We start from the raw sequence: 21,915 nt of genomic DNA on the forward strand, positions 1-21,915 counted from the left end.
GTGTACCCCTCTGCGCAGCACGCCAAGGATGTGCATGAAGCGTATTTTGACGGCAGTGGGCCTCTGGTCGGGGAAATAAACCACATTTATTCGCGGCTTGGCCATCCGGGATTGGATTTTTTGGAAAAGCGCCTTGCGGCAATTGACGGCGCGGAAGAGGCAGTCGCCTATTCAAGCGGCATGGCCGCCCATTCGAGCATCGCACTGGCCCATGTCCGCCCGGGCGACAGCGTATTGCATGGACGTCCAATCTATGGCGGCGTCGACATGCTGTACAACAGCATCATGCCGCAATTTGGATCGCATGCCGCGGCATATCTTGATGGCACGAACGAGCATGAAGTACGCGCGGCGGCGCAGGCTGCAATGTCCAAGGGGCCACTTAAGCTTATCATTGCCGAGACCCCGGCAAACCCAACGGCGGCGATAGTCGATCTGGACCTGATGGTGCAGATCGCGGATGAGGTTGGTGCTCAGCAAGGGCATCGTCCTCTTGTCGTGGTCGACAATACGTTACTTGGTCCGTTTGCGCAGCGCCCCATCGAACATGGCGTTGACTTGTGCATGACCTCGCTCACCAAATATTGCGGTGGGCATAGCGATCTGCTCGCGGGCGGGATTACCGGTCGTACAGAGTTGATCGACCATCTGCGGATGCAACGCACGACCTGGGGCAATCACCTTGATCCCTATACGTCATGGCTTGTTCTGCGTTCATTGGAATCGGTAGCCGTTCGTACCGAGCGCGCGATGGACAATGCACGCGGCGTTGCGGAATTTCTGCGCAGTCATCCCAAAGTAGCGGACGTGACTTATCTTGGTTTCTTGGAACAAGGCACAAGGGCACGTGCTGTCTATGACCGGCAGTGTAAGGCGGCAGGTTCTACCTTTTCGTTCCACCTGCACGGCGGAGAGGCTGAGGCATTTCGCATGCTTGACCGTTTGCAGCTACTCAAAGTGGCCGTCAGTCTGGGCGGGTCGGAAACTTTAATCTGCCATTCGGCGAGTACCACGCATTATGCGGTCGCCCCTGAACAGCGGCTGGCGGGTGGTATCACCGACGGCACGATCCGGCTATCTGTCGGGTTGGAACATGTTGAAGACTTAATAGGCGATTTGCGCCAAGCGCTGGAGGCGGTGTGATGGAACTGAACTTTACGGGTACCGATATATGCGCAATCAACGGCACGCGCAGCGCGCCCGAAGCGCATTATAATACTGTCGTTGTCGGCGCTGGTCCAAGCGGCGTCGCAGCGGCAATTGATGCAGCAAATGCGGGTTTACGGGTTTTGCTTGTCGATGAAAATCCTGTTTCAGGTGCATTGATGGGCAATGATGTGCCGCTGTATTTTGGCGGACGCATGACCGCCGCGACACAAAATACAGAGCGCATGCTCGAAGCAATTTTCATGAGCATGCCTGCGTTGGAAACAGCGATGGATGCGGGAGTTGAGTTACTGCTCGGCACCACTGCATGGGGTGTTTATCGCAATGGTCCGGGCGTTGCGAGCCTGCCGGAACAGGTCGTCGGTCTGGCCGATGCAGAAAGATCATGGATCGTCGGCTTTGATAATATTATCCTCGCAACCGGCGGGCGCGACCTATCGATGGCATTCCCGGGCTGGAACCAGCCTGGCGTGATGGGCGCTGCGGCATTGCAAATGCTGCTCACCCGCTATGAGGCGTTTGCTGGACGGCGTGTGCTGGTAATCGGCTCGCACGATCTGGCGCTCGAAACAGCGTTGTTGGCCAAAAAACGTGGGATAGACGTCGTCGGGCTTGTCGAAGTGCGTGCGGCACCGCAAGGCCGTTCTGAACTCATCACCAAAGTGGAAGCCGCTGGCATTGCATTATACTGCGGTCAAACCATCGCTTCGGCGAAAGGTGGAATAAACGGGGTTGAAAGCGCCACATTGTCGTCGGGTGCAGAAATTGCCTGTGACACCATCTGCGTTGCTATTGGCCTTATCCCATCGATTGAGCTGGTGGACGCGATGCATGGCGAACGCGCGTTAAATGCACAACGCGGCGGCTATATTCCAAAGGGCGAAGCCACCGTTTCTGCGGTTGGCGATTGTGCTGGTCTAACCGATACCGGTTTTGACCATATCGCTTACCGGATGGAATGGATGCGTGCACTGTCTTCGGTCAGCGCCGATGATACCATCATCTGCCAGTGCGAGGAAGTTACGCGGGCGGACCTTATCGGGGTTCAGCCACCCAATTATCTTACCCGTCCAGCACCGATGTGCGCCCGTTCGCTTGAGACTCTGCTGGACGACGGCCCTGCCAACCCCGACCAGATCAAACGCCTCACACGCGCGGGCATGGGTGTCTGCCAAGGCCGTCGCTGCCGCGATCAAGTCGCAATGCTGTTGGCGATTGAGGCAGACAAGCCATTCGGCACGATCCCGCTCGCCAGCCACCGCGCACCGGTCCGCCCGCTGCCGCTGAAAATTCTTGCGGAATGGGATGAGCCCGCGGCATTGGACGCTGCGTGGGATGTCTGGTTTGGTATCCCCACCCAATGGGTGCCGGTTGAGGACTTGAACACGCCATATCAAGATGAGCATCGCGAAATGCTTTACACGGGGATGTACAAATGAGCGGTTCAGAGGTTGTCATCGTCGGGGGCGGCGTCACTGGCCTGAGCGCTGGCTGGTGGCTTGCGCGTTCGGGGGTCAAGGTCACGGTGCTCGACAAGTTCATCGTCGGTTGGGAAGCTTCCGGACGTAACGGCGGCGGTGCATCGCATTATGCGAGCCCGTTATTTGACGAAGAACAGCGCCTATGGCCCCAAATGGACGAATTGCTGGGCTATCCGACCGAACATCAAAAAGGCCGCATCCTGATTGCGATGACCGAACGGCAGTGGGAGCAATATCGCTTCATTGCCGAACGTCACAAGCGGCTTAATCATCCGGTTGAATTGCTGGACGTGAAACAAGTGCAAGAGGCCGTGCCCTTGGCAGGCGACAATTGTTTTGGCGGCGTGCATTATAAATTTGGCGGGCATGCCAACCCGCAGCGCAGTGTTCAGGCGTATGCGTGGGCCTTGCAGGATCTGGGTGGAAAAATCATTCAGCACAGTCCAGTCACCGGCTTTGAAACCGCTGGCGGCAAGGTCACAGCCGTAAAAACGGCCAATGCAACCTATGGCTGTGATTCCGTTGTGGTCGCCGCAGGGCCCCAGATTCCACAATTGATGGCACAGCTCGGCGTCAACGTACCATTGGCGGCGGCCCGCGCGGAAATGATCATTACCGAACCTGCGCCAATGATGCCGCTTGGCGGCGTTGACGGACATAAAATTTACGGGCGTCAAACAATGCGCGGAAACCTCGCTTATGGCGGCGGCCCGCATGAATGGCTTGATATGGACGCAACTGGTCCGGCCGCGCGCCCGTCAACGCCGTTGGCCCGCAACCTTGCGAAACGGTTGGCAGAACTCTTGCCTAAGGCCGCGCATCTCAATGTCATCCGCAGCTGGGCTGGTGTAATCGAAAATTCGCCGGACGGCCGTCCAATCATCGACCGATTGACCAGCCCCGACAATGTGGTGGTTGCTTCAATGTCGAGCGTCGGCTTTGGCCTATCGCCAGCGTCTGGTCACGCTATTCGTGATTTGGTTATGGACGGCAAATGTTCATTCGCAGACATAGATATCCTCAAGCTTTCACGCTTTGACAATCTGGAATCCGATTGGCGCGAAAAACGCGGGTGGATGCCGATTACATGAGCCAATATTCGGCTTTCGGATTGCTGCGTGGCGCCTTTAACGGGCAAAAGCATTGGCAGCCAGCATGGCGCGACCCGCAACCAAAGTCGCATTATGATATCATCATCATAGGCGGCGGCGGGCATGGGCTGGCCACGGCCTATTATCTCGCCAAGGTGCACGGGTTGAAAAACATCGCAGTGCTTGAAAAGGGCTGGATTGGCGGCGGCAATACGGGGCGTAATACGACAATTGTCCGGTCTAACTACCGTTTAAAGCCATTGCACGACCTGTTCGAATTTGGCCTCAAAATGTGGGAGCATTTGAGCGACGATTTGAATTATAATGTGATGTTCTCGCCGCGCGGCGCTATGTTTTTGGGCCATAGCGACGCCGATATGACGAAGCTTGCAGAACGTGGTGACGCCATGCGGTGCGACGGGATTGATGCCGATTTGATGACGCGCGCTGAAGTCGCAAAGTTTGAGCCTTTGCTGGACATGTCACGCGGCGCGCGTTTCCCGATTGACGGCGCCCTGATACAAAGGCGGGGCGGCACCGCCCGCCATGATGCCGTCGCCTGGGGCTATGCACGCGCAGCAGACATGCTTGGCGTCGATATCATCCAGAAATGCGAAGTCACCGGCTTTGTCCGTGATGGCGCCGCCGTTGTCGGTGTTGAAACAACCCGTGGCCGCATTGGCGCCGGGCGCGTCGGAATTTGCGTCGCTGGTAATAGCGGCCATGTTGCAGGGCTTGCAGGTCTTCAACTGCCCGTAGAATCGCAAACACTGCAGGCGATGGTAACCGAAGGCGTAAAGCCGATGATCAACAGCGTCATCATGTCGCAATCGCTGCATTGTTACATCAGCCAGTCGGACAAGGGCGGCGTTGTGTTTGGCGGCGACCCTGATAACTGGCCAAGTTACGCACAGCGCGGCAACTCCAAGGTCATGGAAGGTGCGGTCGCGCAAGGCCTTGCGCTTGTCCCCGCCTTATCCCGCCTGCGTATGGTAAGGACATGGAGCGGTGTTACCGATATGAGTTTTGACGGAGCACCGATTATTGGCGAAACGCCGGTGAAGAACCTCTATCTCAACGGAGGCTGGTGCTACGGCGGGTTCAAGGCGACGCCTGCTTCTGGCTGGACCTATGCGCATACGCTGGCGACTGGAACGCCGCATGCATTGAACGCGCCGTTCGCACTCGACCGTTTTGAACGCGGTGCAACCATCGATGAAACAGGGAGCGGCCCGATGCCGAATAGCCGCTAATGATGCAGTTTACCTGCCCCCATTGCGGCCCGCGCGCGCAAGCCGAGTTTGTTTATGAACGCACGGTTGATTCTGTGGTGGCGCTTGACGCGCCGCCCGAAGATGCAATGCGCACGCTTTTCACCCGCAACAATCCACGCGGTGTTGATGACGAAATCTGGCGCCATACCTATGGCTGCCGCGCGTGGATGGTCATCACCCGCCACCGTGTTACCAACGAGATCAGCGCGATCCGCGCTGTTGGGCCGGAGGCGCTAACATGATCACCTTTAGCTTCGACGGCAAAAGCTATACCGCGCGCGAAGGCGACACCTTGGCGGCTGCGTTGCTGCGCAATGGCGTTGGCCTTGTTGGCCGCAGCTTCAAATATCACCGTCCACGCGGCATCATGACCGCTGGTGTTGAGGAGCCCAATGCACTCGTCACCATCGGCGAAGGTGGGCGGACCGAACCCAATACGCGCGCAACCGATGTATTTGTGTACGAAGGTTTAGTCGCCAAAAGCCAGAACCGATGGCCAAATCTGTCTTTTGACGTTGGATCGGTTCTCGGCTTAGCCGCGCCAGCCTTGTCCGCCGGTTTTTACTATAAAACCTTTTTTGGTTCAGCCAAAAAGTGGATGTTTTATGAATATTTCATCCGCAAAGCAGCAGGGCTCGGCAATGCACCGACGCAAACAGACCCTGACCGCTTTAGCCAGCGCGCCGCCTTTTGCGACCTGCTGGTAATCGGCGCCGGACCCGCAGGCATGCAAGCGGCTGTCGAGGCCGCAGAGGTTGGCAAGCGCGTCATCCTTGTGGAGCAAGACAACATTCTCGCGCCATCTTTGCTCCGCGACCCGCAAGCACAGGATGCAGCATGGATCAAGGCGACCGCCGAACGGATCCGTGCCGCAGGTGGCCGCATCCTTACGCGCACGACGGCATCAGGCTATTGGGAACATGATCTGGTCACGTTGACGCAACGAATAGCCGAGCCCGGGCAAATACCCCCGCATAATGTCGCCCAATGTTTGTGGCATGTCCGCGCAGGCCACGTCATTCTTGCCACCGGCAGCATCGAGCGCCCGATGGCCTTTGCCCATAATGACCGCCCTGGCGTGATGTTGTCGCAAGCGGTTCGGACTTATGTGCAGCGCTTTGGCGTGGTCCCCGGAAAACGCGCCGTCATCGCCACCAACAATGACGATGCCTATAAAACCGCGCAGGCGCTGAAAGACGCAGGCGCACACATTGTTGCGATCATCGATGCACGGCCAGCGCCCGCAGGAGCGGGCAGCGGCTTTCGCGTTTACAACAACGCCGTGCCGCTTTCGACAAAAGGGGCGCGGCATTGTTTGAAAAGCGTAACCGCGCTGGTCGATGACAAAACGGTAAGCTGGGATGCTGACCTGATGGCGGTATCGGGTGGTTTCACCCCTGTCGTGCATTTGCATATGCAAGCAGGCGGCACGCTTGATTGGAACGAGCATGCGCAAGCCTTTGTCCCTGCAGCATCCCGTCAGAATGTAACGACCATCGGCGGTGCCGCAGATCCGCAAGCGATATTCAAAATGGTGCCGGTTTCCAGCCCAAAGAAAAGCTTCATCGATTTCCAGAACGATGTAACGCTCGCCGATGTCGATCTGGCTTGGGCCGAGGGCTATCGCTCGGTCGAGCATCTCAAACGCTACACCACTTTGGGCATGGCGACGGATCAGGGCAAGCTGAGCAATATGGCGGCGCTTGGCCGCTTGGCCGAAAAACAGGGCGTGGCCATTCCCGAAGCAGGACTCACCACTTTCCGCCCACCTTATACGCCCGTTACAATGGGCTTAATCGCGGGCGCGGGCGCAAAGGATGCGGGCGCGCATATTCGCCGTCTTGCGCTCTATGATCTGCATGCCGCGAAGAACCCGATCTGGCAGCCTTTGGGTTATTGGTTCCGTCCGCGGGCATATCCAACGGGCGGGGAAACATTGGCGCAAGCCGCGCTGCGTGAAGCCAAAGCCGTACGCAACAATGTCGGCATGACCGATGTGTCCACGCTCGCCAAATTCGAAATCAGTGGTCCAGATGCAGCCGCCTTCCTCGAAATCATTTGCGCAACGACGGTTAGCAAGCTTGCCGTCGGGCGCGGCCGATATACATTCATGCTGCGCGAAGACGGCGTTGTGTTTGATGACGGCACCGTATGGCGGCTTGATGAGAACCGCTATCTGTTGACCAGTTCAACCGGCGGCGCGGACCGGATGGCGACGCATATTTCTTATGTCCGTCAAGTTCTATGCCCACAGATGCGCGTATCTGCCGTGAATGTTCAGGAACATTATGCGGGTATCGCCGTCGCCGGGCCAAAGGCCAAATCCGTGCTGGCCACGTTAATCGGCGAAGAGCCGCCACGCCATATGTCGACCGTTCCCGCGTCCATCGCGGGCGTCCCGGTCATCATCTTGGCCGCCAGCTATAGCGGCGAACGCGCCTTTGAAATCTATGTCGATGCCAGCCAAGCAGAAGCCGTTTGGGCCGCGTGCGAGACGCAAGTGAACGAAGTAGGCGGCGCATTATACGGGCTTGAGGCCATGGAATTCCTTCGCATCGAAAAAGGGCATCTGGTCGTCGGCGGTGAAGTTGATGGACGCATGACTCCGCACGATCTTGCACTCGACAAGATGCTCAACAAAGCGGGTGGCTATGTCGGTGCATCTGGGCTGGCACGCCCTGCCTTGGCCGAAACCAGACGGCGGCAATTGGTCGGCCTTGAAGCCATCGAGGGCGATATACCCGAGGGCGCTATGCTGGTGACACAAGAAGGCGCGTCACCCGTTGGCCATGTCAGCGCGGCGGCGTTTCGTATCATTGAAGGCGGGTCTGTAGCGCTGGGTCAATTGACCGATGGCTTTGCACGCCATGGTGAAGAACTGATCGCTACATCGCCCACGCGCGGTCAAAAGGCGCGGGTGCGCGTTGTGGTACCGCATTTCTATGATGCGGCGGGAGAACGCTATCGTGACTAAGTTATCGATCTCAATGCTACCCGCAGCGCCGCTGCATGCATTCGAAATTTGGGGCAATCCGGCGGCTGTTGGCAAAAGGTTCAAGGCGGCGTGCGGCTTTGCCCTACCTGCTTTGGGCCGTTCCGATGGCACCGCAGCACTCCGCCTGATCCGTTTTGAACCCACGGTCTGGCTGGTCGAGGGCGACGCATCGCCGCTGGCCAGCATATTATCCGATGACGGCGCAGTGACCGCGATTGGCGGCGGCATCGTCCGCATTCGCCTGTCGGGCAATAATTGGCGCACCGTCCTTATGGAAGGCGGCGTATTCGATGCGGAAAGCCCGACTTTCGCCGCCGGATGCAGCGCAGCGACGATCATCGACCATGTAAACGTCCGCCTGCACGTCGTCGATGAAACCACCTGCGACGCCTATGTTCCATTAAGCTTCAGTCAGGGGCTGTTGCATTTTTGGACCCAAGCTGCGGACGCTTTGGCGGGGTAGGCCCGTTCTGTCGCATCCCATAGGTAATTTTTGTCTGTATGACCGGAACTGGGTGGGAAGGCGACGGTCTGCTTTTATATGTGCAATCGCATATAGCAGACCTTCGTGCATCAGGTGGCTTGGCGCCGGCTTCAATGGACGAATAAGCGCCGTGCGCCAGAGGTTCGCCGCCTTTTTCAATGGTTGGGTTCTTCAGTGTCCGCCGCTCAACGCTTCACCCGGTCGAATAGATCAACTAGTTCATTAAACTTTACCCGCTGTTCGGCGGCATCTCCGGAAGCAATCGCTTCGGCGACGCAGCATGAAGCATGGTCCTTGAGGATCGCGGTCTCGACCTTAGCGAGCGCTGCTTTCACCGCCTGCACCTGGTGCAGAATATCGATGCAATAGCGGTCGCTGGCGACCATCTGTGCAACGCCTCGCACCTGGCCCTCAATACGTTTCAAGCGGTTAATCGTATCGCTACGGTCCTTCGCCATACTTATGCCCTCTTGCTATACCCTACTGGGGTATCATATATATTGAACTCAATACAAAGGATGCAAGTGCAAATGGAAATAGAACATCTGTCTAGGCGAACATTGCTCGGAGGAGTTTGTACGGGCGCGGCCTTTGCCGCTGTGCCTTCCTGGGCGCAGGGCCATAGCATACATGGCGGGCATGGGAGCAGTCACGGACGCGGCGGCCCACGCATTCCGGCAGGCTTCGGCGAACTCAGCGGTGAGGTTATTGACCTGACTGTCGGCAGTGGCCATCGCATCGTCGAAGGACGGCGTGGGCCCGGCATTGCCGTGAACGGAAGTGTGCCAGGACCACTGATCCGTCTGCGCGAGGGGCAGAATGTCAAGCTCAACGTCACCAATAACCTGAATGCAGACACTTCGATTCACTGGCACGGCCTGTTGGTGCCGTTCCAGATGGATGGCGTGCCGGGTATCAGTTTTCCTGGCATCCGTCCGCGCCAAACGTTCACCTATGAGTTTCCGATCCGGCAGTCTGGCACCTATTGGTATCACAGCCATTCGGGCTTGCAGGAACAATCGGGACATTATGGCCCGCTGATCATCGATCCAGCTGATCCAGAACCTGTTGAATATGACCGCGACTACATCCTGCTCCTGAGTGATTTCACGGTCCTTGACCCGCACTTCATCATGAGCCGGCTGCGCACCGGCGAGGGCTATTTCAACCGGCAGCTTAGTTCCTGGACCGACAATTACCCGATGTCCGGTGAGGAGCGGAGGATGTGGGCCGAGATGCGAATGCCCGCAACCGACATCATGGACATCGGCGCGCCTACCTATACCTTTCTCGCCAATGGACGCGGGCCTAAGGAGGGGTTGGAATATCTCTTCCGCCAAGGAGAGCGTATCCGGCTACGCGTCATTAATGGATCGGCGCAAAGCTTCTTCAACGTTCGCATCCCCGGCCTGCCGATGACGATTATCGCCGCCGATGGCCAGAAGGTGCGGCCTGTAGAGGTCGACGAATTCCAGATCGGGACCGCAGAAACTTATGATGTGGTTGTCACGCCTGGCAAGGCCGATGCCTATGCGATTGTGGGTGAGTCGATGGACCGTTCGGGCATGGCGCTGGCAATGCTGGCAAGCCTTCCGGGTGCGCGGGCATCCGTGCCGCCCTTACGCGATCCACCGCTCCTCACCATGGCCGATATGGGTATGAATCATGGTCCGGCCGAGGAGGGCGGGCATGGCGGGATGGACCATGGCAGCACAGATCATGAGGCTATGGGCCATGGCGCGGATGCCGAAGCGCCTGCCGCCGCGTCGCACAGCATGGACGGTATGAGCATGCGTGACACGTCGCTACTTCCCCCCGATGTCGAAATTGGTCCGGGCGTTGACATGGTTTCGATGACCCCGGTCGACAAAATGGGTGATCCCGGCCTTGGCTTGCGTGACGTCAAACACCGCGTGCTCAACTACCGGATGCTGGCCGCGCTTGAGGCCAACAGGGATACGCGCGAGCCCTCGCGGTTGCTTGAACTGCACTTAACCGGCAATATGGAACGCTATATGTGGTCGTTCGACGGTCGGATGTATTCCGCTGTCAGCGACTTGCCTATCCGTTTTGCTTGGAACGAGCGGGTGCGCGTGAAGCTTGTCAACAATACGATGATGGCACACCCGATCCATTTGCACGGGATGTTTTTCGAGCTGGTCAATGGCAAGAATGCCGATCAGCAGCCACGCAAGAATGTCGTCATCGTTCAGCCAGGGGCCAGCGCGCAGTTTGACTTGACGGCGAATGAGCCTGGCGACTGGGCTTTCCACTGCCATCTCATTTATCACATGCATGGCGGCATGATGCAGACCGTCACTGTGGTCGGCCCGGGCGGTGAGAAATGACTGTGCGGGTATCGATCATCTCCGTTGCACTGCTCGGTGCCGCTCTGATCGCCACACCGGCCGACGCGCAGCATGCCGGGCACTCTATCCCAGCGCCTATGCCAAATCCGGTGCCGAGCCGCGCGCCGGCACCACCCACCGCTGACCCGCATGCCGGTCATACGATGCCTGCCGACCCAGCGCCGACAGCTGATCCGATGGCGGGAATGGACCATAGCCAGATGGACCATGGCTCGGCAGAGGATACCACATCAATTTCACCCGGTCCAACGATGGAAACCCCACCACCGCCCGAGGCAGGTAGCGGACCGCCGCGCGCCGCTGACATTATTTGGGGCGCAGACGCGATGCGAGCGTCACGCCAAGATTTACAGCGCACACATGGCGAGTTTAACGTGTTCTGGCTTCAAGGCGACCGCTTCGAAACACAAATCCGCAATGGCCGCGAAGGTTATCTCTGGGACCTGCAGAGCTATTATGGCGGGCCGACCAGCCGCTTTTGGTTCAAGAGCGAGGGCGAGGGTAGCTTTGGAGAGCGCATCGAGGACGCGGAAGTTCAAGCGCTTTATTCACGTGCCATTGCACCCTTCTGGGACTTGCAGGCTGGTGTGCGGCAGGACTTGACAGGACCCTCCACGACCCACGCGGTTATCGGCGTGCAAGGTCTCGCGCCTTATCTGTTTGAGGTGGATGCGGCAGTGTTCGTCTCGCATCGCGGCGACGTCACCGCGCACGTCGATGCTGAACTCGACCAGCGAATCACCCAGTCGCTAATTCTGCAACCGCGCGCCGAAATCAACCTGGCCGCGCAGGATGTGCCGCGTCTAGGGATGGGTGCAGGCATCGACAAGGTCGAACTGGGGGTGCGCCTGCGCTATGAGATTATCCGGGAGTTCGCGCCCTATATTGGCATCGAGCAAAGCTGGCATGTGGGCGGAAGCGCCGATTATGCGCGCGTGCGCGGCGAAGACCCCAGCGCCACCAACTATGTCGTCGGCATTCGTTTCTGGTTTTGAGAAAAAAGGAATAGGTCCATGCGTTTAATTCCCCTGATTGCGGCTGCAGCAATGTTTGCCGCTGCGCCCAATATGGTTTTCGCTCACAGCAAGGTCGTCTCTTCCACTCCCGCAGCGGAGGCAACCGTTGCCAGGCCGCGCGTCGTCACGATGACCTTCAGCGAAGCTTTGATACCCCCTACCGCTGCTGCAAGTATCGTCATGACCGCAATGCCGGGTGTCAAAGCCCATGGCGAAATGGTAATCCGCAACTTCACAACTGCTTGGTCGAACAACAATCGCACGATGACACTTGCATTGAAACAGCCCTTAAAAACAGGTACCTATGAAGTTCGCTGGCAGGCCGCCGGTGCCGATGGCCACCGGATGACCGGCAAGGTCAACTTTAAAGTTAGCTGAGATCTAAATGGAAGGCTGGCTCGAACCGACATTGCGCTTTGCGCATTATGCATTGCTGCTTGGCCTATTCGGATGGACCGCGTTCCGCTTGGTAGGGCTGCGGGGCATTGATCCATTGTCGAATGATGCAGGTGTGGGTGCACTGGTCTTCGCTGCGATTGCTGCGCCGCTGGTCTCGATTGCGCTGATGCTGGTCTCGATTGCGGCGATGATGGGGCTGCCTGTGACAGCGCTTGATCGAGCCATGTTCGAAGCAATGATTTCTGGCACAGATATGGGCACCGCCTTTGTTGTACGTATGGCCTTACTTGCGGCTGGCTTATGTGCACTGCTTATGCGACGGAGGAGCAAAAGGGCACTGCCTGTTGCTGCTGTATTGTTTGCGGCTGCCGTCATGACACTCGGCTGGAACGGCCATGCAGCAGCAAAGGAAGGCTTCGTTGGCCTGCTTCACCGGTTCAATAATGGTGTTCACTTGGTTGCAGCGGGGCTGTGGCTCGGGGCCGTTAGCTGGTTCTTACGCCTAACGGTCAAAGTGCACATCCAGAGGGATCAAATGGCCGCCAAGGCGCTGCTAGTTACGATGCACCGCTTTGCACCGTTAGGCGTAAGTCTGGTTGCGGCGATAGCAATCACCGGCTTTGTCAATTCGCAGATGATCTTCGGTTTGGTAAACAGCGGAGAGGTGCTGAAAAGCGAATACGGCGTGCTGCTGTTGGCCAAGCTTGTGCTGGTCGGCGGGATGCTGTCGTTCGGTGCACGCAACGCAGCTGTCGCCCGTCGTGTCGCGCTTGCCCAAGATGGCAGGAAGATCGATACGTATATGGCCCTGGCCGCGCTCCGCCGAAGCCTCATCGGCGAGTTCATTGTGGCTAGTTCGGTGATCGCTGTGGTCGCAATAATGGGCATGATGTCGCCGGTACCAATGTGAACACAATTAAAAAAGGGGGAGGAAGCAAGGACAATGTTTGATTTTCAAATTGCAACCATAAAGACCTTGCGGCTATTGCGTGTTACCACGATAGCGATAACTCTGGCGGCAGCGCATCCCGGCGCCCATGCAGATCAGAGACCAGCTCTGGTCGATAATGCCAACCACTCGGATGTCAGCACAGCCGTCGGCACGGTAAACGCATTCCATGCAGCGCTGGCCAATGGCGACACGGCAGCCGCGCTATCGCTGCTCGCCGAAGATGTGATAATCTATGAATCCGGCAACGTCGAAAGCAGCCGCGCCGAATATGCCAGCCACCACCTAAAAGCAGATGCCGCCTTTAACGCCGCTGTAAAACGCACATTGATCGATAGAAGCCAAGGTGAAACGGGGGATGCTGCATGGGTTTTAAGCGTCGAGACGGTCACCGGCACCTATCGCAATCGCGCCATCAACATGCGATCGCTCGAAACGATTATACTGCACCGGAATAAGGGACAGTGGCGCATAGCGCATATCCATTGGTCGTCGGGTGACTTTAAACCACGGGCATCGTGAACGAATGGCAGGAATGGACAAGTGCATGAGCGTCATCAAGGACTGCAATTGGGTCGGGAGCGGGAAGTCTCCTTTTGGTGATTGTTCTTTGTGGCGCCACTTCCATTGTACCGCCCCGACTTCGCGTCACCGTCCGGTCAGTCATCGCCAAACCTGACAATTCCGGTATGTTCCTATAATGTTCCGTCGTTCTTTGGCAGCCAAATGTGGCATAGAATATTTCCCTTTCAGACACGCTTCTCTCCCGCGGCAATCCTGCAGGAAATTTTGTTGCGCGCGCGACATATTGCGCGATGTGGTCAGGTGCGATTTTGGTGTGAACTTGCTAGCATTTCTGGGGCTTTTGGCGGTTGCCTATGCGGCGGGCGCACTTTTCGCACATCCGCCGCTTCGCAAAAAAGCCTGATCTTTTGGTCGACGGAGCAGCCCTATCGTTACTTCGCTGCGTCCAAATGCTGCAACATCATCCCTTTTGCATGCCGCCTCTGAAAACCCTTCCATAAGGTAACGCCTGCACCACCCGGGCTATATGCGCCCCATGGGGTCCCAGCCGGCGCACTCCATTCGCCGGCATCCGAATTCTCAATCCCTACATTCAGATACGCAGCCTTGCTGGCGTCTTTCCGCAAATGCACCGCCAAGAACGCGGTGATGAAATGCAGGTTGATCGCGTTAATCCTGTCCTGCCGCCAGATCGGGTCTTCAAACCAGTCCATGTCCCAAACCGTTCCACGCATTTCACGCGGTGCTGGGTTCAGCGCAATCGAATGTCCGGCCTGCTTATAGGTCAGCAGCGTGCGATCACTGTTTACAGCGCCACCAAAAACCGCCAGCCCGCCCGTTGTATAGTTGACAGTCGCGTCGCTATCGCCGTGGATCAAAAGCAAAGGCGCAGTTAAAGCAGCAAGGCCCTCTGCACCCCATGCGCTGCTTGGCGCGCCGCCAGCGGGTGCCAATGCCACAATCGCCCTGACGCCTGCCAATTTCACAGCATCGGCATCGGCACCGCCCCGCGCGGATTTCTGTAACGCCCCGCCTGCGACCAGCCCTATATTAGGCCCCTGCGGGTCAAGCGTTGCTCCGCCTGCGGTCAGCACGCCATAGCCACCCTGCGAATAGCCGATAAGCGCGACGTTCTCCGGATCAATCAATTCCTCCAGGCTGTCCCGCAGTTGACCGGCGACAAAAACGATGTCGCGCGGTCGGTTGAAATTCGGCGCGGCGCGGATGCTAGGCGACACGACATAAGGATTTGGGTCGCGGTGATGAATGGCGGCGACGACATAGCCCTTGGATGCAAGGTTTTCGGTCAACCACGTCATGACCGCGGGATTATTGCTATAGCCATGGCTGATAATGACCAAAGGATGCTTGCTTCCGGCCGCCTTCGCGCCGCCAATCGCAATGCCCTTTTGCGTGAAATTAACCGGTGGAAATGGTGGCTCGCCCCACAGACTTCCGCTGTAGGTAACCGGCTTTGCGCCCTTTTTGACCGTTGCGGGGTACCAAATGTCCACCCGCAAACTGCGGTCAACAAGGGGGACTGCGATGCCACCAGAACCCCCATTTTCGACATCAGGCTGGCCCTTATGCGTTAATAGGACGGAACGAAAGCCGATGCCATATGTGCCCAATGCGGCCAGTTCGGGCGCATCAGCCTCGGGGATGCTGGGAACGTCCGCAGTCTTGGGGCCGCTGGCGTAGACTGGTGCGGTCATCAGGATTAAAAATGGAACAACAAGGCGCCCTATCATGCTATTAATTCCTCACCTTCCACGGTCGTCGATGGCCAAGCCAATTGTTGGGCCATCCATGGATATTCTTCAATCAGCGGCGGAAAGGTTTTTTCCTGCAGGACCTGTTGGCATAAAGCCGCGGTCAACTTGGGAATGTCGCCCAATTCATCAAGCCGCGCAACGACCTGAACAGCCCGCGAGAAACGACCACGCGTCATAGGTTCGGCTCGCAATTCGGGCAGCAGTTCCGGCACAGCGGCCAAGCATACTGGTGTGGTGATCGTCCAACCAAGACCAGCAGCCACCAAGGCCAATTGTTGATGCGAAGATTCCACTTCAACCATCTGTGGCAGCTTCAGTTTCATCCTGACAATCTGGCGTTCAATTTGCTGCCCCGTGCCGGTGAGGCGGGAGAAACGGATGAACGGCAATGACGATGGCATGCCGATGAGATCGAGCGGCTCTCGAAAATCCTTAGGAAATACAAGAATAAAGCTTTCTTCGAACACTGGGTGCAGTTCGACAGTGTCGCGATGCTCCAGGCTAAAACTTCCGGTCACCATCATGTCGATGTCGCGTGCCAGAAATTCGCCTTGATGCTCCATGGAAATGCCGGACCGGATGTTCCATTTATCTGCGCGCGACCCAAGATTTTGTAAAATTGGCGCCGTAAGCTGATTAGCGAGGCTGAATGACATCGCAACCGTGATGCTGGAAATGGGCAGGCTTGCCCCCTGTCTTACCTCATCATACACCAAACTTGCATGGGCGATCAGCTTCTGACCACGCGCAAAGAGGGACTTTCCGCTTGCCGTTAAACCCAACGGACGCATCGTGCGATCAAACAGCGAAGCGCCTATGCCCGCCTCCAGCCTAGCGATCGTTTGCGAAACGGCTGATTGAGTCACTTGCAGATGGGCGGCGCATTGGGACATCCCGCCAAGTTCAACGGTCATGACGAACACTTCTAGTGCGTGCAGATCGTATTCCTGTGGCAGTTTCATTCAGCAACCCCTCCAAGCGCTTAGGCACAGCCAATGGCTAATATTACCTTCGCTAATGGCTATGCGGGACTACACGTAATAGTGCCATGCATTTTCTACATAGGCTGATTATGCCTTACCGGCGTTGCACGCCTGCATCACTTTTCTGAACAGTGCGCATACAGAAATGCGGCGCTGGCATTTAGAGTTGTTCGGGGTTGTCTGGATTTCTGTGCAGGACCAGCAAGCCCTTTAGCGTGCCGATGCACATACCGAGCAAGATGAGAGCCAATGGCAGGCCAGTGGCAATTGCACCCGCTTGAAGCGAAGTGAGGCCGCCACTAAGCAACAGGACGATACCAATACCGCCAACGGCCACAAGCCAGATCGTCTTTTGCCTCAGCAGCGTATCTGTGCGTCCACCCGCCGTCATAGTATCAATCACCAGCGTGCCGGAATCCCAGCCTGTTACGAAGAAGATCAGGATCAGGCCAATCGCGACAAAAGACGTAAACTGCGCCCAAGGGAGCGCACCGAGTAGCACAAATAATTGCGTATCAAGCGACGCCTTGGTGAGATCTGCGCCATTGCCTGCAACAATTTGGGCGATACTGGCGTCGCCAAAAATGGTCAGCCACAAAATGCCAAGCAAGCTGGGTAAAATAACAGCCCCAGCAATAAATTCACGTACTGTCCGGCCCAGTGAAATACGCGCCATGAACATGCCAACAAATGGAGCCCAGCTTATCCACCATGCCCAATAATACACGGACCAGTCGTTATAAAAACCCGTGTCGGTGCGCCCAACCGGATTGGACAATGCCGGGAGCAATGCGAGATAGTTGTAAATGTTCGTCGCGAGGTCGCCAAGCAACTGAAATGTTGATCCGGTCGCCAATATAAATACCAACAGCGCAAAGGCGACCCACATGTTCACCTCACTTAAAATCCGGATGCCACGGTCAATGCCACCTCGGATCGACAAGAAGGTAATAGCTGCCATCACAAGGATGAGCGCCAAGATTGTACGCGGCGAACTCACAACGTCGTACAAATAGGTAATCCCCGCCATGGCTTGCTGCGCACCGAGCCCAAGCGATGTGGCCAGTCCGAATATAGTGGCGAGCACGGCGAGAACTTCGATAGCATCACCCGTCCGTCCCCAAACCGCCTTGCCGAACAAAGGGTAAAATGCCGAGCGCATCGACAACGGCATGTTGAAATCGAAATTGAAGACCGCCAGTGCAAGACCCGTCACGGCGAATATTGCCCAAGGGTGCAGCGCCCAATCAAAAATCGTCGCCGCCATCGCCAAGCTGCGTGCGGCCTCTGCGTTGGCAACTGCCCCACCCAATGGCGCCGCCGGACCACCCGCCAACGAGGATGTGAAATGGGTCACTGGTTCACCCACGCCATAGAAAACTAGCCCGATGCCCATCCCCGCGCCGAACAGCATCGCGAACCATGACAGCCGCGAATAATCTGGTACTGCGCCTTTGCCGCCCAATCGAATTTTTCCAAGCGGCGAGAGCGCCACAACAACACAAAACAGCAACAGCAGGTTGCCGGACATCATCAAGAACCAGTCGAAATGCTGAACCGCGCCACCGCGCAATGCCGCGAACAGGTCCGCTGAAGCTTTCGGGGCGATCAGGCTGAACATTATCACAGCAAACGAAATAAATGCCGTCGGGAAAAAAACTGCAGGGTTGATGTGCATCCCGCCCCAGTTGCGATTGGACTGGCCGTAATTGCCCAGATCTATCATCTTATCCCAAGATGCCATTGAACCCTCCTCCAAGGTGCTTCACTGATCGGTCAATGGCGTGCCGCGGTTGTCATCGCTATCCAAAACCATGCGGCAAAACTGCGCCACAACTCAACATGGAAGCGATCTTCAGCCTCGCGAATGATGATGACTTCGACAGTTTCATATATCGTGCGCGTTGCCCGGCCGATTGCAAAGTTGTCCAGATCTATTGGGCACCCCGACATCAAAATTTCTGCTGCGCGCGGACCTTCTAAAACGAGGCATATCGATCGATCGCTAATGTCCGTAATAGCGACTGGCAGCCCGGAAGCTGTCGGGATCGTAGCGCCAGCTTCGGTACGCAGATACCATTCATCAGGGCCAAGGCAGGCAATCCCGCCTTCGGACGCGCCGATTTTCCGAGGCATTGTAACCTGAAACACAGTTTCGAGGTCCTCTGCACGCCGCGCGCGCAGCGCGTACCGTTGCATAGGTCCAGCAAGGCTAATCGTGACACCCGCCGCTACATATTGTGTTTCGGGCACGGGTTCATTTCGTATGAGGACGTCAGACATGCAGCCGTGCTCCTTCTGGGTCGTAAAAGACAAGGCCGCTGACTTTCGCAGTATGCGTCTTGCCTGGCATGGGAATATGGAGCGTATCGCCCGTCATTTCATGTCCGCCAGCAACAAGCGCCAACGCAATAGATCGGCCAAGCGCTTCGCTCCAATATGAAGACGTCACATGGCCAATCATGGTCATCGGCACCGGCTGTTTGGGGTCGGCTACGATCTGCGCGCCTTCCTCCAAAACAACATTTGGATCATCGGTTAGCAGCCCAACCAACTGTTTGCGCCCGGGCGCGACGATGTCAGGACGCGCCATGGATCGCTTACCCACAAAATCAGGCTTTTTCTTACCCACTGCCCAATCGAGGCCAGCATCAAAGGGCGTTACCGTGCCGTCCGTATCTTGCCCCACAATGATGAAACCTTTTTCGGCACGCAAAACGTGCATCGCCTCAGTGCCGTAAGGCGTGATATCAAATTGCGCGCCTTGCGCCATCAACCGTTGCCATAGCGCAAGGCCATAAGCCGTTGGTACATTAATCTCGAAGCCCAATTCGCCAGTGAAGCTGACCCGGAACAGGCGCGTTGGAATGCCGCAAATAATGCCCTCGCGGATTGCCATATGCGGAAAGGCCTCTGCAGATAGATCAATGCCTTCCACAAGCGGCTCAAGCAATTTGCGCGCATTAGGGCCTTGCAGCGCGATGACCGCATATTGCTCGGTCGTGCTGGTCAACCAGACGTCAAGATCTGGCCATTCGGTCTGGAGATAATCCTCCATCATATTCAGCACGCGCGCCGCGCCACCAGTCGTCGTGGTCAGGTGAAAACGATCCGGCGCCAGCCGTGCCGAAACACCGTCGTCGGTAATGAAGCCGTCCTCTTTTAACAGCAGCCCATAACGGCAGCGACCCGGCTCCAGCGCCTTCCATGGATTGGTATACATCCGGTTGAGGAATTCGGCCGCATCTGGACCTACGACTTCAATTTTGCCCAGCGTAGAGGCGTCAAAAATACCAACCGATGAACGCACGGCAACGCACTCGCGGTTCACGGCCGCATGCATATCCTCACCCGATTGGGGGAAGTAACGTGCTCTTCGCCACTGCGCGACCAGCTCAAACACTGCGCCGTGCGCTTGCGCCCAGCTGTCGATATTGGTTGTCCGTGTTGGCTGGAACAATGCCCCTTTGGCATGTCCGGCCAATGCCCCAAATGTTTGCGGCGTGTAGGGCGGACGAAAGCTGGTGAGCCCGATATCGGCGACAGGCTTGTTCAGCGCAGACGAGGCGATTTGCAAACCGTTGAGGTTCGATGTTTTGCCCTGATCGGTTGCCATGCCGTTGGTGGTGTACCGTTTTATATGCTCGATGGAGCGAAAGCCCTCACGCACCGCAAGCTTGATGTCTTTTGCCGTCACATCATTCTGGAAATCGACGAATGCCTTTATACGGCTTTGGTCCTTAGGCGTCGGCAACATGTCGATAATCGCGCCCGTGCCAAAATCCCAATCGCCCGAACATCCGCCAACACATACGACATTTTCATTTGGCAGATCGGGGACATATGCGCCCAGGTCATCGCGCCATTTCAGGCTGCCCTTGCTGTGCGACCATAAATGCACGCTTGGCGTCCAGCCACCCGCCATCAACACCGCATCACAATCGATGCGGCGGCCAAGATAATCGTCATTGTTACATATCTGCACTGCACGGACGCTGTGCCTGCCGGTTACGCCCATGACGCTGTGGTTTAGGTGCACAGCAATTCCCAGCCGCTCAGCCTCATGCATGAGCGCGCTGTCGACTCGTTCCCGCACATCAATAATCGCCGCAATCCCAACGCCGGCTTTGGCCAGTGCAAAGACATCATGCCAGCCGCTGTCATGCGAAGCCATCAACACGACAGCCTTGCCAACCGCAACGCCGTAACGATTGGCGAAAATTCTGGCTGCAGAAGACAGCATCACGCCGGGCGTATCATTGCCATCGAAAACCAGCGGTCGTTCGATCGCACCTTGCGCAAGGACAACTTCACCTGCCCTAATACGCAACAATTTCTCACGCGGCGCATCGCCCAATTCAGGGAGGTGATCGGTCAACCGCTGCACTACGCCGATGAAATTGTCGTGATAATAGCCGAAGGCCGTCGTGCGGGTCAGTATTGTCACATTGGGCGCATCGATAAGCGCCTTATGGCTGCGCTCTAGCCATGGCCATAACGCAGGGTCCGCCAATGCGCCGCCGCCTAATTCATCCTGCTCATCGACCAAAATGATGCGCTTGTTCGTATCCATATAGCCAAGCGCGGCGTCAATTCCGGCTGGCCCTGCGCCGACGATCAACAGGTCGCAATGGGCATAGGTTGCTGCATAATGGTCAGGATCTTCGGCGGTCGGTGCATCGCCAAGTCCTGCCATTTTGCGAATTGCTGGTTCGTAGACTTTATCCCAAAATGAACGTGGCCACATAAAGGTTTTGTTATAAAAACCTGCCGGAAAAAACATCCCCAGCCGGTCATTAATCGCACCAAAATCCGTTTTCAGGGATGGCCAACGATTTTGGCTAACCGCCTTTAGCCCGGGATATATTTCAACCCCTGTGGCGCGCAAATTTGGCGTGAAACGGCCCGGCCCGCGATCCACCGAAATAAGAGCATTTGGCTCCTCGCTGCCTGCTGCCATGACGCCGCGCGGGCGGTGATATTTAAAGGATCTGCCGAACAGCATGACGCCGTTTGCCAACAAGGCTGACGCTAAAGTGTCCCCCGCCAGGCCTTGATAGCTCTTACCGTCAAAGCTGAACTGGACTGTCTGACCTCGGTCGACGCGGCCGCCAGTTTCAAGACGAAAGCCAGTCATCGGCGCGGCTCCCCAGCCTTATATGTTGTTTCAAATTTATCGGTCACTGTATCGCGCACCGCATTAAAGAAACGCCCGCAGCCATACACATGCCGCCAGCGTTCATGGTGCCGTCCACGTGGGTTGGCGCGGATAAAAAGATAGGCCTCCCACTCCTCATCGGTTTGACTTGATGGGTCGAGTGGCCGAGATATATGTGCTTGGCCTGCATTCACGAATTCGATCTCGGGACGCTTTTCGTCACAATAAGGGCAATGGATCAGTATCATT

The 21,915-nt window shown here is 56.9% G+C and carries 19 protein-coding genes; 12 read left to right on the top strand and 7 right to left on the bottom strand.

The genetic code is table 11. The features are described from left to right. The 7 genes from QE270_RS02445 to QE270_RS02475 form a co-directional block, all read left to right on the top strand. Positions 1-1,143 (top strand): aminotransferase class I/II-fold pyridoxal phosphate-dependent enzyme (locus QE270_RS02445; protein ID WP_300034644.1); only part of this gene is annotated, 1,143 nt, incomplete at its 5' end. After that, the gene (locus QE270_RS02450; RefSeq protein WP_300034647.1) at positions 1,143-2,606 is read left to right on the top strand and encodes an FAD-dependent oxidoreductase; all 1,464 of its coding nucleotides are present in this window, start codon (positions 1,143-1,145) and stop codon (positions 2,604-2,606) included. The genes QE270_RS02445 and QE270_RS02450, both read left to right, overlap by 1 nt. Next, entirely contained in the window at positions 2,603-3,739 is a 1,137-nt protein-coding gene (locus QE270_RS02455) for an FAD-binding oxidoreductase (protein WP_300034650.1), read from the top strand. Before QE270_RS02450 ends, QE270_RS02455 begins: the two co-directional genes overlap by 4 nt. Continuing rightward, positions 3,736-4,992, top strand: a complete 1,257-nt coding sequence (locus tag QE270_RS02460) for a sarcosine oxidase subunit beta family protein (RefSeq protein ID WP_300034653.1) — start codon at positions 3,736-3,738, stop codon at positions 4,990-4,992. Before QE270_RS02455 ends, QE270_RS02460 begins: the two co-directional genes overlap by 4 nt. Continuing rightward, the gene (locus tag QE270_RS02465) at positions 4,992-5,255 is read left to right on the top strand and encodes a sarcosine oxidase subunit delta (RefSeq protein ID WP_300034656.1); all 264 of its coding nucleotides are present in this window, start codon (positions 4,992-4,994) and stop codon (positions 5,253-5,255) included. Before QE270_RS02460 ends, QE270_RS02465 begins: the two co-directional genes overlap by 1 nt. After that, positions 5,252-7,987, top strand: coding sequence for a 2Fe-2S iron-sulfur cluster-binding protein (locus QE270_RS02470; protein WP_300034659.1), 2,736 nt, complete (start codon positions 5,252-5,254; stop codon positions 7,985-7,987). The genes QE270_RS02465 and QE270_RS02470 overlap by 4 nt, the downstream gene beginning before the upstream one ends. Next, entirely contained in the window at positions 7,980-8,471 is a 492-nt protein-coding gene (locus QE270_RS02475; RefSeq protein WP_300034662.1) for a sarcosine oxidase subunit gamma family protein, read from the top strand. Before QE270_RS02470 ends, QE270_RS02475 begins: the two co-directional genes overlap by 8 nt. Positions 8,472-8,677: 206 nt before the next feature. On the opposite strand, the gene QE270_RS02480 is transcribed toward QE270_RS02475, so the two are convergent. Next, positions 8,678-8,950, bottom strand: a complete 273-nt coding sequence (locus QE270_RS02480; RefSeq protein WP_300034665.1) for a metal-sensitive transcriptional regulator — start codon at positions 8,948-8,950, stop codon at positions 8,678-8,680. Positions 8,951-9,022: 72 nt separating this feature from the next. On the opposite strand from QE270_RS02480, the gene QE270_RS02485 reads away from it, so the two are divergent. Genes QE270_RS02485 through QE270_RS02505 form a run of 5 tightly spaced genes read left to right on the top strand, consistent with a single transcriptional unit; the run spans position 9,023 to position 13,747 of the window. Further along, entirely contained in the window at positions 9,023-10,840 is a 1,818-nt protein-coding gene (locus QE270_RS02485; protein WP_300034668.1) for a copper resistance system multicopper oxidase, read from the top strand. Next, the gene (locus tag QE270_RS02490; RefSeq protein WP_300034671.1) at positions 10,837-11,856 is read left to right on the top strand and encodes a copper resistance protein B; all 1,020 of its coding nucleotides are present in this window, start codon (positions 10,837-10,839) and stop codon (positions 11,854-11,856) included. Before QE270_RS02485 ends, QE270_RS02490 begins: the two co-directional genes overlap by 4 nt. An 18-nt stretch (positions 11,857-11,874) precedes the next feature. Next, positions 11,875-12,255, top strand: a complete 381-nt coding sequence (gene copC / locus QE270_RS02495; protein ID WP_300034674.1) for a copper homeostasis periplasmic binding protein CopC — start codon at positions 11,875-11,877, stop codon at positions 12,253-12,255. Positions 12,256-12,262: 7 nt separating this feature from the next. Continuing rightward, positions 12,263-13,186, top strand: a complete 924-nt coding sequence (gene copD / locus QE270_RS02500) for a copper homeostasis membrane protein CopD (protein ID WP_300034677.1) — start codon at positions 12,263-12,265, stop codon at positions 13,184-13,186. A 33-nt stretch (positions 13,187-13,219) separates the two neighbouring features. Continuing rightward, positions 13,220-13,747 carry a nuclear transport factor 2 family protein gene (locus QE270_RS02505; protein ID WP_300034680.1) on the top strand — a complete coding sequence of 176 codons (528 nt, stop codon included), beginning with the start codon at positions 13,220-13,222 and terminating at the stop codon, positions 13,745-13,747. Between the two features lie 434 nt (positions 13,748-14,181). On the opposite strand, the gene QE270_RS02510 is transcribed toward QE270_RS02505, so the two are convergent. From QE270_RS02510 to QE270_RS02535, 6 genes are all read right to left on the bottom strand, one after another. Further along, positions 14,182-15,501 carry a dienelactone hydrolase gene (locus tag QE270_RS02510; protein ID WP_300034683.1) on the bottom strand — a complete coding sequence of 440 codons (1,320 nt, stop codon included), beginning with the start codon at positions 15,499-15,501 and terminating at the stop codon, positions 14,182-14,184. Next, positions 15,498-16,487, bottom strand: a complete 990-nt coding sequence (locus QE270_RS02515) for a LysR family transcriptional regulator (protein ID WP_300034686.1) — start codon at positions 16,485-16,487, stop codon at positions 15,498-15,500. The genes QE270_RS02510 and QE270_RS02515 overlap by 4 nt, the downstream gene beginning before the upstream one ends. Positions 16,488-16,668: 181 nt before the next feature. After that, complete coding sequence (locus tag QE270_RS02520; protein WP_300034689.1) at positions 16,669-18,252, bottom strand: BCCT family transporter; 1,584 nt, start codon at positions 18,250-18,252, stop codon at positions 16,669-16,671. 32 nt (positions 18,253-18,284) lie between these two features. After that, positions 18,285-18,791, bottom strand: coding sequence for a sarcosine oxidase subunit gamma family protein (locus QE270_RS02525; RefSeq protein WP_300034692.1), 507 nt, complete (start codon positions 18,789-18,791; stop codon positions 18,285-18,287). Next, complete coding sequence (locus QE270_RS02530) at positions 18,784-21,645, bottom strand: 2Fe-2S iron-sulfur cluster-binding protein (RefSeq protein WP_300034695.1); 2,862 nt, start codon at positions 21,643-21,645, stop codon at positions 18,784-18,786. Before QE270_RS02530 ends, QE270_RS02525 begins: the two co-directional genes overlap by 8 nt. Continuing rightward, positions 21,642-21,914 carry a sarcosine oxidase subunit delta gene (locus tag QE270_RS02535; protein WP_300034699.1) on the bottom strand — a complete coding sequence of 91 codons (273 nt, stop codon included), beginning with the start codon at positions 21,912-21,914 and terminating at the stop codon, positions 21,642-21,644. Before QE270_RS02535 ends, QE270_RS02530 begins: the two co-directional genes overlap by 4 nt. Position 21,915 lies beyond the last annotated feature (1 nt).

The organism is Sphingorhabdus sp. (genome assembly GCF_029865925.1).
Taxonomy (GTDB): domain Bacteria; phylum Pseudomonadota; class Alphaproteobacteria; order Sphingomonadales; family Sphingomonadaceae; genus Sphingorhabdus_B.

What these genes read in the sequence shown, in the direction of transcription:
- QE270_RS02535 (WP_300034699.1), bottom strand. Translation starts at nt 21,914, where the DNA reads ATGATACTGATCCATTGCCCTTATTGTGACGAAAAGCGTCCCGAGATC.
- QE270_RS02470 (WP_300034659.1), top strand. Translation starts at nt 5,252, where the DNA reads ATGATCACCTTTAGCTTCGACGGCAAAAGCTATACCGCGCGCGAAGGC.
- QE270_RS02490 (WP_300034671.1), top strand. Translation starts at nt 10,837, where the DNA reads ATGACTGTGCGGGTATCGATCATCTCCGTTGCACTGCTCGGTGCCGCT.
- QE270_RS02450 (WP_300034647.1), top strand. Translation starts at nt 1,143, where the DNA reads ATGGAACTGAACTTTACGGGTACCGATATATGCGCAATCAACGGCACG.
- QE270_RS02460 (WP_300034653.1), top strand. Translation starts at nt 3,736, where the DNA reads ATGAGCCAATATTCGGCTTTCGGATTGCTGCGTGGCGCCTTTAACGGG.
- QE270_RS02485 (WP_300034668.1), top strand. Translation starts at nt 9,023, where the DNA reads ATGGAAATAGAACATCTGTCTAGGCGAACATTGCTCGGAGGAGTTTGT.
- QE270_RS02505 (WP_300034680.1), top strand. Translation starts at nt 13,220, where the DNA reads ATGTTTGATTTTCAAATTGCAACCATAAAGACCTTGCGGCTATTGCGT.
- QE270_RS02515 (WP_300034686.1), bottom strand. Translation starts at nt 16,487, where the DNA reads ATGAAACTGCCACAGGAATACGATCTGCACGCACTAGAAGTGTTCGTC.
- QE270_RS02525 (WP_300034692.1), bottom strand. Translation starts at nt 18,791, where the DNA reads ATGTCTGACGTCCTCATACGAAATGAACCCGTGCCCGAAACACAATAT.
- QE270_RS02465 (WP_300034656.1), top strand. Translation starts at nt 4,992, where the DNA reads ATGATGCAGTTTACCTGCCCCCATTGCGGCCCGCGCGCGCAAGCCGAG.
- QE270_RS02520 (WP_300034689.1), bottom strand. Translation starts at nt 18,252, where the DNA reads ATGGCATCTTGGGATAAGATGATAGATCTGGGCAATTACGGCCAGTCC.
- QE270_RS02480 (WP_300034665.1), bottom strand. Translation starts at nt 8,950, where the DNA reads ATGGCGAAGGACCGTAGCGATACGATTAACCGCTTGAAACGTATTGAG.
- copC (WP_300034674.1), top strand. Translation starts at nt 11,875, where the DNA reads ATGCGTTTAATTCCCCTGATTGCGGCTGCAGCAATGTTTGCCGCTGCG.
- copD (WP_300034677.1), top strand. Translation starts at nt 12,263, where the DNA reads ATGGAAGGCTGGCTCGAACCGACATTGCGCTTTGCGCATTATGCATTG.
- QE270_RS02530 (WP_300034695.1), bottom strand. Translation starts at nt 21,645, where the DNA reads ATGACTGGCTTTCGTCTTGAAACTGGCGGCCGCGTCGACCGAGGTCAG.
- QE270_RS02510 (WP_300034683.1), bottom strand. Translation starts at nt 15,501, where the DNA reads ATGATAGGGCGCCTTGTTGTTCCATTTTTAATCCTGATGACCGCACCA.
- QE270_RS02455 (WP_300034650.1), top strand. Translation starts at nt 2,603, where the DNA reads ATGAGCGGTTCAGAGGTTGTCATCGTCGGGGGCGGCGTCACTGGCCTG.